The 14,549-nt window shown below is 67.8% G+C and carries 13 protein-coding genes; 7 read left to right on the top strand and 6 right to left on the bottom strand.

Going from position 1 to position 14,549, the window contains the following annotated elements; genetic code table 11:
- Nucleotides 1-71 precede the first annotated feature (71 nt).
- The 3 genes from AC3WQM_RS04290 to AC3WQM_RS04280 form a co-directional block, all read right to left on the bottom strand.
- On the bottom strand, nucleotides 72-1,715 hold the full coding sequence (locus AC3WQM_RS04290) for a 3-(methylthio)propionyl-CoA ligase (protein WP_492677065.1): 1,644 nt from the start codon (nucleotides 1,713-1,715) through the stop codon (nucleotides 72-74).
- A 114-nt stretch (nucleotides 1,716-1,829) separates the two neighbouring features.
- Nucleotides 1,830-3,716, bottom strand: a complete 1,887-nt coding sequence (locus AC3WQM_RS04285) for a CocE/NonD family hydrolase (protein ID WP_492677064.1) — start codon at nucleotides 3,714-3,716, stop codon at nucleotides 1,830-1,832.
- 80 nt (nucleotides 3,717-3,796) lie between these two features.
- Nucleotides 3,797-5,578, bottom strand: a complete 1,782-nt coding sequence (locus AC3WQM_RS04280) for a carboxylesterase/lipase family protein (RefSeq protein WP_492677063.1) — start codon at nucleotides 5,576-5,578, stop codon at nucleotides 3,797-3,799.
- Between the two features lie 200 nt (nucleotides 5,579-5,778).
- Between AC3WQM_RS04280 and AC3WQM_RS04275 the strand changes: the two genes are divergently transcribed.
- From AC3WQM_RS04275 to AC3WQM_RS04250, 6 genes are all read left to right on the top strand, one after another.
- Nucleotides 5,779-6,870: an AraC family transcriptional regulator gene (locus tag AC3WQM_RS04275; protein WP_492677189.1), complete on the top strand. Its 1,092-nt coding sequence runs from the start codon at nucleotides 5,779-5,781 to the stop codon at nucleotides 6,868-6,870.
- A gap of 73 nt (nucleotides 6,871-6,943) precedes the next feature.
- A complete protein-coding gene (locus AC3WQM_RS04270) occupies nucleotides 6,944-8,425 on the top strand; it encodes a protein adenylyltransferase SelO (protein ID WP_492677062.1) in 1,482 nt (493 codons plus the stop codon).
- Entirely contained in the window at nucleotides 8,422-8,832 is a 411-nt protein-coding gene (gene msrB, locus AC3WQM_RS04265; protein WP_492677061.1) for a peptide-methionine (R)-S-oxide reductase MsrB, read from the top strand. The genes AC3WQM_RS04270 and msrB overlap by 4 nt, the downstream gene beginning before the upstream one ends.
- A complete protein-coding gene (locus AC3WQM_RS04260; protein ID WP_062471286.1) occupies nucleotides 8,829-9,368 on the top strand; it encodes a septation protein A in 540 nt (179 codons plus the stop codon). Before msrB ends, AC3WQM_RS04260 begins: the two co-directional genes overlap by 4 nt.
- Complete coding sequence (locus tag AC3WQM_RS04255) at nucleotides 9,365-9,646, top strand: BolA family protein (RefSeq protein ID WP_099789140.1); 282 nt, start codon at nucleotides 9,365-9,367, stop codon at nucleotides 9,644-9,646. The genes AC3WQM_RS04260 and AC3WQM_RS04255 overlap by 4 nt, the downstream gene beginning before the upstream one ends.
- A 129-nt stretch (nucleotides 9,647-9,775) precedes the next feature.
- Nucleotides 9,776-10,561, top strand: coding sequence for a peptidylprolyl isomerase (locus tag AC3WQM_RS04250; RefSeq protein ID WP_492677060.1), 786 nt, complete (start codon nucleotides 9,776-9,778; stop codon nucleotides 10,559-10,561).
- Between the two features lie 51 nt (nucleotides 10,562-10,612).
- On the opposite strand, the gene AC3WQM_RS04245 is transcribed toward AC3WQM_RS04250, so the two are convergent.
- Genes AC3WQM_RS04245 through AC3WQM_RS04235 form a run of 3 tightly spaced genes read right to left on the bottom strand, consistent with a single transcriptional unit; the run spans nucleotide 10,613 to nucleotide 13,698 of the window.
- Entirely contained in the window at nucleotides 10,613-11,599 is a 987-nt protein-coding gene (locus AC3WQM_RS04245) for a Bug family tripartite tricarboxylate transporter substrate binding protein (protein WP_492677059.1), read from the bottom strand.
- Between the two features lie 37 nt (nucleotides 11,600-11,636).
- On the bottom strand, nucleotides 11,637-12,995 hold the full coding sequence (locus AC3WQM_RS04240) for an amidase (RefSeq protein WP_492677058.1): 1,359 nt from the start codon (nucleotides 12,993-12,995) through the stop codon (nucleotides 11,637-11,639).
- 16 nt (nucleotides 12,996-13,011) lie between these two features.
- On the bottom strand, nucleotides 13,012-13,698 hold the full coding sequence (locus AC3WQM_RS04235) for a DUF2848 domain-containing protein (RefSeq protein ID WP_492677057.1): 687 nt from the start codon (nucleotides 13,696-13,698) through the stop codon (nucleotides 13,012-13,014).
- A 121-nt stretch (nucleotides 13,699-13,819) separates the two neighbouring features.
- On the opposite strand from AC3WQM_RS04235, the gene AC3WQM_RS04230 reads away from it, so the two are divergent.
- The gene (locus AC3WQM_RS04230; protein ID WP_492677056.1) at nucleotides 13,820-14,503 is read left to right on the top strand and encodes a GntR family transcriptional regulator; all 684 of its coding nucleotides are present in this window, start codon (nucleotides 13,820-13,822) and stop codon (nucleotides 14,501-14,503) included.
- Nucleotides 14,504-14,549: the final 46 nt, after the last annotated feature.

Genomic DNA, 14,549 nt, shown 5'->3' with positions numbered 1-14,549 from the left:
GCCCGGAAGGAAAGCCGCCGGGGCGGCCTTCCTATCGCGTGCGCGACAGTGCGGGTGGGCTTTGCCGTGCTTCAGAGGCCCGGCAGCTTGTAGTCCTTGAGCAGTTCGCGAAGCTTGGTCTTGAGGATCTTGCCGGTGGCGCCGATCGGAATGGCCTCGACGAACACCACGTCGTCGGGGATCTGCCATTTGGCGGTCTTGCCCTCGTAGAACTTCAGCAGCTCCTCGCGGGTGACTTCGGCGCCGGGCTTCTTCACGACGGCGATGATCGGGCGCTCGTCCCACTTGGGGTGGAACACGCCGATGCAGGCCGCCATGGCGATGGCCGGGTGCGCGACGGCGATGTTCTCGATGTCGATGGAGCTGATCCATTCGCCGCCGGACTTGATCACGTCCTTGCTGCGGTCGGTGATCTGCAGGTAGCCCTCGGCGTCGATGGTGGCTACGTCGCCGGTGGGGAACCAGCCGCGGCCTGCGGCGTCGGCCACCAGCGGGTTGCCGCCCTCGCCCTTGTAGTACTCCTTGACGACCCAGGGGCCCTTGACCAACAGGTCGCCGTAGGCCTTGCCGTCCCAGGGCAGCTCGTCGCCGTTGCCGTCGACGATCTTCATGTCGACGCCGAAGATGGCGCGGCCCTGCTTCATGCGGATCTGCAGCTGCGCGTCGGCGGGCAGCGACAGGTGCTTGTTCTTCAGCGTGCACAGCGTGCCCAGCGGGCTCATCTCGGTCATGCCCCAGGCATGCAGCACCTCGACGTTGTAGTTCTCCTGGAACGCCGTGATCATGGCCGGCGGGCAGGCCGAGCCGCCGATGACGGTGCGGTTCAGCTTGCTGAACTTCAGGCCGTTGGTCTGCATGTGGCCCAGCATCATCTGCCACACGGTGGGCACGCCCGCCGCGAAGGTCACGCCTTCGGCTTCGATCAGTTCGTACACCGACTTGCCGTCGAGCGACGGGCCCGGGAACACGAGCTTGCAGCCCACCAGCGCGGCCGAGTACGGAATGCCCCAGGCGTTGACGTGGAACATCGGCACCACCGGCAGCACCGAGTCTTGCGCCGAGATGCGCATGACGTCGGGCAGCGCGGCAGCGTAGGCGTGCAGCATGGTCGAGCGGTGGCTGTACAGCGCGGCCTTCGGGTTGCCCGTGGTGCCGCTCGTGTAGCACATGCTCGAGGCCGAGTTCTCGTCGAAGGTGGGCCAGTCGTAGCTGGTGGACTGCGTGCCCATCCAGGCCTCGTAGCTCACGAGGTTGGGCACGCCGCTGTCGGCCGGCAGCTTGTCGGCGTCACACAGTGCAACCCATTTCCGGATCGTGGGACAACGCGCATGCACCGCCTGCACCAGCGGCAGGAAGCTCAGGTCGAAGCACAGGATCTGGTCTTCGGCATGGTTGGCGATCCACGCGATCTGGTCGGGGTGCAGGCGCGGGTTGATGGTGTGCAGCACGCGGCCGCTGCCGCTCACGCCGTAGTACAGCTCCAGGTGGCGGTAGCCGTTCCAGGCCAGGGTGGCGATGCGGTCGCTGAACAGCAATTGCTCGCCGTCCAGCGCGTTGGCCACCTGCCTGGCGCGCGATGCGATGTCGCTCCAGGTGCAGCGGTGGATATCACCCTCGACACGGCGCGAGACGATCTCGCCGTCGCCGTTGTGGCGCTCGACGAACTCGATCAGCGACGAGATCAAAAGCGGTTGGTCTTGCATCAAACCCAGCATCTACGGACTCCTATGTGAAATGACTTCAAAAAGCGTTGCGAACGAGAGATTCACGCAAGCTTCGGCCACTTGCACAATGACACAAACCCGCACTGCATGATTGAACGAAGCGGCTCAAGTGGGCGCCTTCGGACCGGTGCCCGCGGGCACCGTCACCACGTTGGCGCGGCACGGCTGGCGCAGCGTCTTGCCGCACTCGGGCCGGTCGGCCGCATGCGGGTAGGCGACATAGCCCAGCACGATGCTCGACACATTCGCGCCCTGGTGCCACAGCGTGTTGGTCGACGGCCTCGTGTCGTTGCCGAACAGCCAGAAGCCGGTCTGCGACGGCGAGTCCACCGTCACGCGGATGCTGGAGCCGGCGCGAAAGACATGGGCGAACTTCTGGATCTCGATGCGCACCAGGTTGGGCTGGCCGGACTGCAGCGGCGCTTCCTTGGGCTGGGTGAAGTCGCCGAAGGGGCGCAGCTCGGTGGAGCGGCTGACGTCGAGCGCCCGCTTGGAGGCGCGCAGCCAGCCGCGCTGCACGAACATCTCCTTGCCGTCGGGGCGCACTTCCGACACCGTGACCTGCAGGTCGGTGCTGTCGGCGGTGGCGCTCAGGTACAGGTCGGCCGAGCCTTCCCCGTAGAAGCTCAGGTCGTCGGGCAAGGCGGCGGTGGTGAAGGTGAGCTGGCCGTCCTTCTCGGCATCGGCCACGGCCTGCCAGCCTTCGGCGGCCGGGTTGTTCACCACAGGGCTCTTGGCCGGATACCGGTAGTCGGACGAGGCCGCGCCGGCGGTCGGCTTGGCATCGGCGAGCCCGCCGCCCGGCTGCAGCCACAGGCGCATCGGCTTGACCTTGACCGGCAGGCGGTCGAACTCGGCCACGGCCGTCTGCTTCAGCTTGGCGGCGCCGTTGATCGCCTTCTGGTCGGTCTGCTGCATTTCCTGCAGCAGGCGCACGTGCGGCTCCTTCTCGAAACCGTTGTCCTCGCCCTTCACGAAATGGGCGAGAAAGCGCTTCAGCGTACCGTCGATGTAGTCGGAGGTGACGTTGGTGTGGTGGTCGCCGTTGGAGCTGACGAGCCACATCTTTTCGGGCGCCATGGTGTCTTCGTAGTAGCCCGAGCGCGGACCGATCTGCTCGTCCTGCCACGACTGGGTGCCCAGCGCGGGAATGTCGATCTTGCCGGTCTCGTAGAACGCGCTGCGCTTCACGTAGAGGCCGTCGGCATACGGGTTCTCGAGCCACTTGGTCAGGTCGAGATCGGGGCGCTTGAGCTTCTCGATGTTGTCGGCCACGGTCTTGGCGCACTCCGTGTCGCCGTCGAGCTTGGCGGCCAGCGCGGCCGCGCGGTTCCAGGTGGCCGGGAAGCCGCCCCACCACTGCGCGGGAAAGCCGACGTTCTTGATGCCGCCCGGGTAGCCCACGTCGCGGTACGGGTCGGTCACGTTCTTGCTGGGCGTGATCGCCAGCAGGCCCTTGGGCCGGTGCGCCGCCACCCACAGCTGGTTGTAGCCCGAGTACGAGTAGCCGATCATGCCGATCTTGCCGTTCGACCATGGCTGCTTGCCGGCCCATTCGAGGGCGAAGGCACCGGCCGCGCCGGTGCTGGCGTCGAAGACCTGGTTGTCGCCCGTCGAGCAGCCGGTGCCCGGCAGATTGAGGCCCATCACCGCATAGCCCTCGGCCAGCCAGCGCTGGCCGATGTTCGGGGCCGAGCCCGAGCTGTAGCCGTCGTACTCGACCAGCAGCGGATAGGTGGCGTTGCCTCCGCTGGGCAGCAGCAGCGAGTAGCGCATCCTGTTGCCGTCGGGCAGCGTGATGTAGCCCCACTTGCGGACCGGGCCCGTCTCGGGCGTGACCGGCGGCTGCGCGGGTGGCGTTTCGGCGGCGGGCGGAAAGAAGCTGAATCCGCTGCTGCCCGACGAGCCGCCGCCGCAGGCCGCAAGGCCCGCCACGGTGGCAAGCAGCGACGCGGCAAGGTGCCATCGGCGGGGGTGCGTGGAAATTCTCAAGGTGTTGTCTCCGTTATCGTTTTTGGTTGATGTCATGCGTTGCCCGGGCGCGTCTCGGGGCGGGACGGCGATCCCTTTGATCAGGGTGCCGCGGTGATCTTCGTGGCGGTGGGCGTGGCGTCCAGCAGCAACTGCGAGGGCCACGTTCCCCAGGTGGCACCGAGTTCAGGCGTGTTCGGATCGCCGTTGCGCATGAAGGCACCGACGCTGGCCATGACGGCCTTCGACAGCGCCACGCGCCCCTTCTCGTTGGCCTTGCCGCCCATCACGTTGCTGAGCAGCGAACCCTCGAAGTTGCCGAACACGAACGGCAGGTCGAAGGCGTGTGCGGCGCCGTACACGTCGTTCCACGGCGCGGCCTCCTGCGACCAGTCGAGGCGGTAGTGCCAGATGTTCGACTGGCGCGTCTTCATGGTGTTGAGCAGGTTGTCGCGATTGGCGCCGAACAGGCCCTGCGTGACGATGTCGGTCGCAGCGTTGTAGCCCGTGCGGGGAGTACCTACCGGAAGGTAGGATGCGTCGATGATTTCGTTCACCGTGAGCGTGGGGGCGGCGTCCGGGTTGAAGTTGAACATCATCGAGAAGCGCGCGTCGTCCTTGACGATCCAGCCCGCCTTCAGGCCCGGGATGCCCAGCGATCCCAGCAGCGACGCAAAGAGCTTGCCTTCGTCCCGCGTGTTGCCCGCGAGCATGGGCACCTTGACGTACTTGTCGGCCGCGATGGCGCCGATCGGGTCCGCCGGCAACACCGTGCCATCGGGAATGGGCGCCACGCTGCCCAGCCCGGCTGCAGTGACCTGGGTCAGCAGCGTCCCGCCCGCCTGCGCACGCATGTACTCGGCGATCTGCGCCGGCGTGCGCTTGCCGATATACACCTTGGCCGCCGCTGCATCGGCCACGGTGCCGTCGGCAACGAGCAGCTTCTCGAGGATGCCCTCGCCCTGCGCCAGCGAGGCCTCAACCGGCTGCAGCGAAGGCAGCGTGCCCGGCGGCAGGTTGGTCTTGAGCGAAATGCCGCCGCTCATCTCGAAGGCCTTGTGGAACAACCCCTTGGCCATCGGCGAGGTCATCACCGCCAGCAGGTTGGTCGCTCCGGCCGATTCGCCCGACAGCGTGACGTTGCCCGGGTCGCCGCCGAAGTTGGCGACATTGCCCTGGATGAAGCGCAGCGCCGCCATGTTGTCCAGCAGCGCGAAGTTGCCCGAGTCGTCGCCCGCCGTGCCGCCCGGCCGCAGCTGCGGCATGTTCAGGAAGCCCAGGATGCCCAGCCGGTAGCTGGCGGTGATGACCACCGCATTGGTGGCCTTGGCCAGTGCCGCGCCGTCGTACAGCGGATCGGCCGTGTAACCCGAAATGTTGCTGCCACCATGGATGAACAGCAGCACCGGCAGGTTCTTCTCGGTGGTGGCCGGGCGCCAAATGTTGACGAACAGGCAGTCTTCGCTGCCGACCGGCTTGCCCAGGTTGGTGCCGATAGTGGCGTCGTAGGTGTTGCTGGTGCCGGGGCTGAAGATCCGGCCGATCTGCAGGCAGGCGTTGCCGAAGGCCTTGGCCGAGCGGATGCCGGTCCAGGCTTCGGGCTCGACCGGTGCGCGCCAGCGCAGCGCGCCGACCGGCGGCTGGGCGAACGGAACGCCCTTCCAGGACCAGGTGCCATTCCTGGCGCTGTCGTCCACGCCCTCGACCTTGCCGGCCGTGGTCTGGCGCACCATCGGGCCGTCCGCGGCGGGCGCCGGAGCGGGCGCTGGAGCCGGTGCCGGCGGCAGCACGGGAAAGGCTGTCGCCCCCGACGAACCACCGCCGCAGGCCGCGAGCGCCGCCGCAGCGGCCAACGTGGCCACCGTTGCAATGGCGCGCGCCATCGCCGTTTGTCCTGCCGCACCCTGGTTTTGTGCTGTTGTCGTTGTCTTCATGTTTTGTCTCCACACCGGGTTAATCGGAATGCCTGGCTCGGCGCGCGGCACCCATACTCCGGGCCGCCGTGCACTGGAAAAATTCTAGGAACCGGCCCCGTTTTCACTGCTATCGCAAGCGAGCCAATCGAATGACTTCAGAAGCCTCCCTGCCGCGCCATTCGCGCCGGCCGTCGCGCCGCCCCGGCTGTCCGCAGCCTGAGCTGCGCACCAGCTCGGCCGCCTGGCTGGAGGGGGTGCTGTCGATGTTCGAGGCCGAGGGGCTGAACGTGCCCACGCTGCTGCGCGACGCCGGCTTCGACCCCGACTCGCTGCACCGCCAGAACGCGCGCATCCCGGTCGACGAGATCTCGGTGCTGTGGCAGGTGGCCGTGGCGCATGCCGGGCGGCCCACGCTGGGCCTGGACCGCGACCTGGCCGCCACGCACAGCAAGCTGGGCACGGTGGGCCACGCCATGGCCTGCAGCCCCACCCTGGGCGCGGCGCTGACGCGGCTCACGCGCTACATGGCCGTGATCTCCGACGCCACCGCCTTCTCGCTGCAGTCCGACGCGCGCGGCTGCTGGATGGTCATGGAGCACACCGGCGGCAGCCTGCCGATTCCGCGCCAGCGCGTCGAGTACGCCCTGCTGACTGTGCTCATGCAGTGCCAATGGCTCACGCGGCGCGAGCTGCAGCCGCTGGCCATGGAATTCGTCTACCCGCCGCCGGCCCACGACCGGCTGCACCGCGAGGCCTTCGGCTGCGAGATCCGCTTCAACGCGCCCGCCAACCGCGTGCTGCTGTCGTCGGCCGACATGACGATGCCGCTGCCCACTCACCACCCGGCGCTGGGCGAGATGCAGGAGCACCTGCTCGAAGACCAGCTCAACCTGCTGGGCCAGACCACCACCGCCAGCCTGGTGTGCGCCGAGATCGCGCGCCGGCTGCAGCACGGCGAGCCGCGCCGCCAGGACGTGGCCTCGGGCCTCGGGCTGGCCGACCGCACGCTGCAGCGCCGCCTGCAGGAGGAGTCGGTGTCGTTCCAGGCGCTGCTCGACCGCACCCGCCGCGAACTCGCCAAGCAGTACCTGGCCGAACAGCGCCACACGCTCGCGGACGTGGCCGACCGGCTGGGCTTCGTGGACGTCAGCAACTTCTTCCGCGCCTGCAAGCGCTGGTTCGGCCTGCCGCCGGCCCAGTACCGCGCGAGCCTCGCGCTCGACGGCGCCGGGGCGCTGCGCGGCGCGCTGCTGAACTGATCGAAGGCCTCCGCCCCACGTCCCCGATGGCCTCTGTGGCCTGGGGTTTCGCGGCCTGCCGGACAATCCGGGCATGAGCTTGTTAGCCGAAGACACCCCGGTCGCCGACCTGGGCCTGCGCTGGAAGCCCGGCTTCTCGACGCTGGGCCCCGCTTTTTTCACCGAACTGCGCCCCACGCCGCTGCCCGACCCGTACTGGGTCGGCCACAGCGACGCCGTGGCGCGCGAGCTGGGCCTGCCGCCCGGCTGGCGCGAGTCGGACACCACGCTGGCCGCGCTCACCGGCAGCCTGCCGGTCGCCGGCACGCGGCCTTTCGCCACGGTCTACAGCGGCCACCAGTTCGGCGTCTGGGCCGGGCAACTGGGCGACGGGCGCGCGATCCTGCTCGGCGAGACCGAGGGCGGGCTCGAGGTGCAGCTCAAGGGCGCGGGGCGCACGCCCTACTCGCGCGGCGGCGACGGCCGCGCCGTGCTGCGCTCGAGCATCCGCGAGTTCCTGTGCAGCGAAGCCATGCACGGCCTGGGCATTCCGACCACGCGCGCGCTGTGCGTGACGGGCTCCGACGCCCGCGTGCGCCGCGAAGAGCTGGAAAGCGCCGCCGTCGTGACCCGCGTGGCGCCCAGCTTCATCCGCTTCGGCCACTTCGAGCACTTCGCCGCCAACCAGCGCGAAGACGAGCTGCGCGCACTGGCCGACTACGTCATCGACCGCTACTACCCCGAGTGCCGCACCACCGCGCGCTTCAACGGCAACGCCTACGCAGCCTTCCTCGAGGCCGTGAGCGAGCGCACCGCCGCCCTGCTCGCCCAGTGGCAGGCCGTGGGCTTTTGCCACGGGGTGATGAACACCGACAACATGAGCATCCTCGGGCTCACCATCGACTACGGGCCGTTTCAGTTCCTCGACGGCTTCGACCCGCGCCACATCTGCAACCACAGCGACACCCAGGGCCGCTACGCCTTCAACCAGCAGCCCAACGTCGCCTACTGGAACCTGTTCTGCCTGGCGCAGGCGCTGCTGCCGCTGATCGGCGACCAGGAAGTCGCCGTGGCCGCGCTGGAGTCGTACAAGACCGTGTTCCCCAACGCCTTCGAAGACCGCATGCGCGCCAAGCTGGGCCTCACAGCGCCCGCCGAGGGCGACCGCGCGCTGATCGAGGGCGTGCTCAAGCTGATGGCGGCCGAGAAGGTCGACCACACCATCTTCTGGCGCCGCCTGTCGAACCACATGGCGGACGGCAACGTGGAGCCGGTGCGCGACCTGTTCCTCGACCGGGCCGGCTTCGATGCCTGGTTGCTCTCTTTTTCGGAGCGCCATGCACAATCGCAGCGTGCCGAAGCGGCAAAATTGATGCTGCAGTCGAACCCCAAGTTCGTGCTGCGGAACCACCTGGGCCAGCAGGCCATCGAAGCCAGTCAGCAAAAGGACCACGCGGGTGTGGCAACCTTGCTGACGCTGCTCCAAACCCCATGTGAAGAACACCCCGGTGCCGACGACTACGCCGGCTTCCCGCCCGACTGGGCCTCCACGATCGAAATCAGCTGCTCATCATGACCACGCCCGTACAGAAAACCGACGCCGAATGGAAAGCCCTGCTCGCTAAAAGGGGAGCCGAACCCGCCGCCTTCGAGGTGACGCGCCACGCCGCCACCGAACGCCCCTTCACCGGCAAGTACGAAGCCCACTGGGACGACGGCACCTACCACTGCATCTGCTGCGGCGCCAAGCTGTTCGAAGCCGCCACCAAGTTCGACGCCGGCTGCGGCTGGCCCAGCTTCTCCGAAGAAGCGGTGCCCGGCGCCATCCGCAACATCGTCGACCGTTCGCACGGCATGGTGCGCACCGAGAACGTGTGCGCCAATTGCGGCGCCCACCTGGGCCACGTGTTCCCCGACGGCCCCACCGAAACCGGCCTGCGCTACTGCATGAACTCGGCGTCGCTCGACTTCCAAAAGAAATGAAACTGCTCCTCGACTTCTTTCCGATCCTGCTGTTCTTCGGCGCCTACAAGTTCGCCGACATCTACACCGCCACCGGCGTGCTGATGGCCGCCACCGTGGTGCAGATGGCCGTCATCTACGCCATGGAACGCAAGCTGCAGGCGATGCAGAAGGCCACGCTGGTGCTGATCCTGCTGTTCGGCACGCTCACGCTGGTGCTGCACGACGACCGCTTCATCAAGTGGAAGCCGACCGTGCTGTACGGCGCCATGGCCGTCGCGCTGGCGGTGGCGCTGTGGGCGCTGAAGAAGAACTTCCTGAAGATGCTGCTGGGCGCGCAGCTCGAGCTGCCCGAACGCATCTGGGGCCGGCTCAATGTGGCGTGGATCGGTTACTGCCTCTTCATGGCGCTCATCAACGGCTACGTGGCGGCGTACTTCACGACCGAGGCCTGGGTCAACTTCAAGCTCTGGGGCTACGTGTTCCCGATCGTCTTCCTGGTGGCGCAGGGCCTGTACATCGCGCCGCACCTCAAGGAAGACAAGCCGACCGCATGACCGACGCCACCACCTTTCCCCTGCCCACCGTGGCCGCGCTCGAGGCGGCGCTGCGCGCATCGCTGGCGCCCACGCAGCTCGAAGTGATCGACGAAAGCGCCTCCCACGCGGGCCATGCGGGTGCCAATGCCGAGGGCTACGGCACCCATTTCCGGGTGCGCATCGCGTCCCCACTGTTCGACGGGAAGCCCCGCGTGGCGCGGCATCGCCTTGTGTATGATGCCCTCCAAGTTTTTATCGCACAGGGTCTGCACGCCATCGCCATCGAGGTGCTCTGAGTCGTCCAATCGGTTGCTTGCCGCGTTTGCCGCGGCCGCCCACCCTCTCCTTCCTTCCTCCTGATTCCTGCTTTCTTTCCCGCGCCTTTTCCTACACGCGCATTTCCTCTCCAGCCTGATATTCATTTCATGAAAAAACACATCTTGCAGGCCGTTGCGGCCGCAGCGCTGATCGGTGCACTCCCCCTGACGGCTCTGGCGCAGAACGCAGCCATCGTGAACGGCAAGCCGGTGCCCAAGGCCCGCATGGACGTTCTGGCCCAGCAGCTGGCTGCCGCCGGCCGCCCGGTGACGCCTGAAATGCAAAGCCAGCTGCGCGAGGAAATCGTGGCGCGCGAAGTGTTCATGCAAGAAGCGCAGAAGCAAGGCCTCGACGCCACCGAGGACTACAAGAACCAGCTCGAGCTCGCCCGCCAGGCCATCATGATCCGCGCGCTGTTCGAGAACTACCGCAAGACCAACGCGGTGTCCGACGCCGACGTGAAGGCCGAGTACGACAAGTTCGTGGCAGCCAACGGCGGCAAGGAATTCAAGGCCCGCCACATCCTGGTCGAGACCGAAGACCAGGCCAAGAAGATCATGGCCGACCTGAAGAAGGGCGCCAAGTTCGAAGACATCGCCAAGAAGCAGAGCAAGGACCCGGGTTCGGGCGCCAACGGTGGCGACCTCGACTGGGCCAACCCCGCCAGCTTCGTGCCCGAGTTCTCGGAAGCGATGATCAAGCTCAAGAAGGGCGAGACCACCCCTGCCCCGGTCAAGACCCAGTTCGGCTACCACATCATCCGCGTCGACGACATCCGCCAGGCCCAACTGCCGAAGCTGGAAGAAGTGAAGCCGCAGATCACGCAGCAGCTGCAACAGCAGCGCCTGCAGAAGTACCAGGAAGACCTGCGTGCAAAGGCCAAGGTCGAGTAAGCCTCAGGCCATCTCCCCTAGCAAAAAAGCCCCGCAGTCGCGGGGCTTTTTTCATTGCGGCGTGATGTTGAAGTCTTTGACGAACCGGGCGTAGTCGTTCGACTCCTTGCGCACAAAGCTTGTGAAGTCTGGCGCCGAGCCGCCGATGACCTCCAGGCTGAGGTCGGTGAACTGCTTCTGCGTGTCGGCGTTCTTGAGGAGCACCTGCACCTGCTCGTTGAGCTTGGCGATGATCGGTGCCGGCGTTCCGGCCGGCGCCACCAGCCCGACCCAGCCCATGAACCGGTAGCCCGGCACGCCGGACTCGGCCACGGTCGGTACGTCGGGCAAAGTCGAAACGCGCTTGTCGCCCGTGACCGCCAGCGCCTTCAGTTTGCCGCTCTTGGCGTAGGGCACGGCGGTCGGCGAGGTTTCGAACATCATGTCGATCTGGCCGCCGACCAGGTCGGACAGCGCGGGCGCCCCGCCCTTGTACGCCACGTTGAGCAAGTCGGTGCCGGTCATCTGCATGAAGCGGCGCGCGGCCACGTCCTGCGGGCCACCCACGCCCGAGGTGCCGACGCTGAGCTTGCCGGGGTTGGCCTTGGCATAGGCCACCAGCTCGCCGACGTTCTTGAACGTCCACTTGGGATTCATGATGAGCACGTTGGGCTGGTCGGCCACGCGGATCACGGGTGCCAGGTCCTTGATCGGGTCGTAGGGCAGCTTGGCGAACATGTGCCCGTTGGAAGCCAGGCCGGTGTGCACCATCAGCAAGGTGTAGCCGTCCTTGGGCGCCTTGGCGACGTAGTCCATGCCGATGTTGCCGCTGGCGCCGGGACGGTTGTCCACCAGCACGGGCTGGCCCAGGGCCGTCGAGAGCTTCTGGCCGACCAGGCGCGCCGTCATGTCGATGCTGCCGCCCGGCGGGAACGGCACGACCATGCGGATCGGCTTGGACGGATAGGCGTCCTGCGCGTGGGCGGCGGGCACGATGCACGCCAAGCCGGCGGCAAAGCACGCGAACGAGGCGAGCGGGAAACGGAAGCGCTGGGTCATGAGGTTCTCCGGAGTTTCTTGAGGGTTGGCAGACGGGTCAATCGGCGGTGGCGCGCAGGGTGCGTTCGATGTCGGCGGCCCACGCGAGCAGCGCGGCGTCACGCATCGGCAGGCCAGCAAGGCTCAGGCCCACGGGCGCTTCGCCGGCCGTGTGGCAGGGCAAGGAGATGGCGCAGCCGTCCATGAAGTTGAGGATGGAGGGGTTGCGCAGCATCGCGGCGTTGACGGCGACGTACTGCGCGTCGTCGGCTTCGAGGGCGTCGATGCGCGGCGCCACCAGCGGCACGGTCGGCATGAGCCAGCCATCGAACTCGCCCAGGCGCGCGGCCACGCGAAGTTGCCAGTCGGCCCGCTGCGCCTGCAGCGCGAGGTAGGCGCGCGCCGTGAAGTCCTTGCCGCGCAGGATGCGACTGAGCACGCGCGGGTCATAGCCGCTGCCGCTGCGTTCGATCAACTCGGCATGCCACGCCCATGACTCAGCGGCGCTGAAGCCGCCAGCGGCGTTGATGGCCGCGAGCTCGTCGAACTCAGGCACCGCCAGCTCGACCAGCTGTGCGCCGGCGGCCGAGAGGCGCCGCAGCGCGCGTTGGAAGGTTGCGGCGACGTGCGCGTCCATGCCTTCCTGCACCAAGGTGGTCGGCACCGCGAAGCGCGCCTGCCGCAAGCGCAGCGTCCTGAGCGCCTCGGACACGCCGGAGAGCACCGCATCCATCGCCGCGCAACCGGCCACGTCGAGGGCCATCACACCGACCGCATCGAGGCTGTGCGACAGCGGCACGAGCCCGGTGCCGGGCATGCGGCGCGCCGTCGGCTTGAAACCGGTGATGCCGCACAGCGCCGCCGGAATGCGCGCCGAGCCGCCGGTGTCGCTGCCGACGCTGGCGACGCACATGCCGTCGGCCACCGCCACGGCCGCGCCCGAAGACGAGCCGCCGGGAATGCGCCGCTCGCCGCGCTGCCACGGATTGGCCGGCGTCCCGTAGTGCGGGTTGAGGCCGAGGCCGGAGTACGCGAACTCGGTCATGTTGGTCTTGCCGACCAGCACCGCGCCCGCCGACAGCAGGCGTTGCACGGCCTCGGCGTCGTGCGCGGCGGGCGGCGCGTCGCGCAGCACGACGGAACCGGCGGTCGTCGTTTCGCCGGCCACGTCGAACAGGTCCTTGACCGAGACCGGCAGGCCTTCGAGCGGCGAGCGCACGACGCCGGCGTCGCGCAGGCTGTCGGAGGCGCGCGCCAGGTGCCGGGCGCGCTCTGTCAACACGCGCGTGAAGGTGCGCGCGCCTTCGCCGGCAGGGTCGGCGATGCGTTGCAGCGCCGATGCGGTCAGCGCGGCGGAAGTGGTGCGACCTGCGGCCAGGTCGGCGCGGGCGGCTTCGAGGGAGATCGCGACGGACATGTGCGGTCCTCGTGCGTCAGGCGACGATCGGCAGCGAGACCGCGCGGTACTCGTGCGTGATGCGGCGGCCCGTGTGTTCGTCCACCAGCTCCATGCGAAAGCGCGCGGCCGAGCGGATGCCGCCAATGGCGCCGACCGTGCCGCAGGTCATCGCGAAGCCGTCTGCCGGTTCGCCGTCGGCCGCGGCGCAGCGCGCCAGCAGATCGGCCGGCGAGCGCAGCGCGGCCAGCGTGCCCTCCTGGTAGAGGCGCCATTCACCACCCTCCTCGATCCACGAACGCAGCACCAGCGTGTCCCAGCGCTCCTGCACGTCGGCCAGCCGCCAGGCGCTGCGCGCCACGGGCTTGACGCAGATCTGCTTGGACAGCGCCACGCTGTGCGCTTCCAGCGCGCGGTCGGTGTGGTCCGAGCCGATCGAGACGAAGAACTCGCCCCCGTGCAGGAACAGCAGCGGCTCGACCTCGCCCGAGGTGTCGGCCCCCACCACCTGCACGACATCGGCCTGGCTCAGCTGCTGGGTGGCCACCCGGTAGAACAGCGGCACGGCGCTGGGCGCGGGCACGCCGAGTTCGGCGAGTTCCTCGATGTGGTGCTCGATGGCGGCGGTGTCGCGTCCGGTCCAGCCGGCGATCACGAGGTGCCTGGCCTCGAAGCTCAGCGTGTGCGGGGCATTCCCCTCGGGAAGTTCGAAAGACAGGTTCATAGCGGTGCTTCGTTGAAGTTTCAGTGAAATTTCACAACGATATTACAGTGAGTCCACAAAAACTTCAAAGGGATTTCCCGCAGGTACCATCGGGGAACTCCACCATGACCCTCCCGCCCCGATGAACGCAGCCACGCCCGCCCGCAAAGCCCCCGTCCGGCGGCCCGAAGCAGCCATCTCCCTCAACGAGACGGCCTACCTGCGCCTGAAGGAAGCCCTGGTGACCCTGGCCTACAAGCCCGGGGAATACCTCAACACCGCCCAGGTGATGGAGCGGCTGGGCGTGGGCCGCACGCCGGTGAACCAGGCGCTGCACCGCCTGTCGGCCGAGGGCCTGGTCCGCATCATTCCGCGCAAGGGCGCGATGGCTTCGCCGCTGTCGATCAACGACGCGCTGGAACTCATCGAGGTCCGGCTGGTGAACGAGGTGCTCTGCATGCGCCTGGCCGCGGCGGCCATCACCGAGGCCGAGCTGACCGAGCTGCAGGCCATCGCCGAGCAGTTCGAAGCCGCGGCGCAACGGCGCGATGCGATGTCGGTGATGAACCTCGACCGCCTCTTCCACGAAAAGATCGCGGCGGCGGCGCGCAACGCCATGCTGCAGGACATCCTGAGCGTGCTGCACGCGCGCTCGCAGCGCTTCTGGGCAATCTCACTGGCCGCCGAGGGACACCTGGCGGAAGTGATCGAGGAGCACCGCACCATCGTCGCCACGCTGCAGCGGCACGACGCCGACGCGGCAGCCGAAGCGGCGAAGACGCACGTGTTGTCGTTCAAGGCATCGATGTTGAACAGCCAGCGTTGATCGACGGCGCCCCAGGCGCACCAACCCCCATGAAAAATGCCCTCCA

Source organism: Variovorax sp. FW301-JW7 (assembly GCF_058788795.1).
This window is presented reverse-complemented; position numbering and strand designations above follow the sequence as displayed.

Bases quoted from the DNA above. Each gene is read 5' to 3' on its own strand.
- AC3WQM_RS04230 (WP_492677056.1), top strand. From the start codon at position 13,820: ATGAACGCAGCCACGCCCGCCCGCAAAGCCCCCGTCCGGCGGCCCGAA.
- AC3WQM_RS04280 (WP_492677063.1), bottom strand. From the start codon at position 5,578: ATGGCGCGCGCCATTGCAACGGTGGCCACGTTGGCCGCTGCGGCGGCG.
- AC3WQM_RS04255 (WP_099789140.1), top strand. From the start codon at position 9,365: ATGACCGACGCCACCACCTTTCCCCTGCCCACCGTGGCCGCGCTCGAG.
- AC3WQM_RS04240 (WP_492677058.1), bottom strand. From the start codon at position 12,995: ATGTCCGTCGCGATCTCCCTCGAAGCCGCCCGCGCCGACCTGGCCGCA.
- msrB (WP_492677061.1), top strand. From the start codon at position 8,422: ATGACCACGCCCGTACAGAAAACCGACGCCGAATGGAAAGCCCTGCTC.
- AC3WQM_RS04245 (WP_492677059.1), bottom strand. From the start codon at position 11,599: ATGACCCAGCGCTTCCGTTTCCCGCTCGCCTCGTTCGCGTGCTTTGCC.
- AC3WQM_RS04250 (WP_492677060.1), top strand. From the start codon at position 9,776: ATGAAAAAACACATCTTGCAGGCCGTTGCGGCCGCAGCGCTGATCGGT.
- AC3WQM_RS04260 (WP_062471286.1), top strand. From the start codon at position 8,829: ATGAAACTGCTCCTCGACTTCTTTCCGATCCTGCTGTTCTTCGGCGCC.
- AC3WQM_RS04290 (WP_492677065.1), bottom strand. From the start codon at position 1,715: ATGCTGGGTTTGATGCAAGACCAACCGCTTTTGATCTCGTCGCTGATC.
- AC3WQM_RS04270 (WP_492677062.1), top strand. From the start codon at position 6,944: ATGAGCTTGTTAGCCGAAGACACCCCGGTCGCCGACCTGGGCCTGCGC.
- AC3WQM_RS04235 (WP_492677057.1), bottom strand. From the start codon at position 13,698: ATGAACCTGTCTTTCGAACTTCCCGAGGGGAATGCCCCGCACACGCTG.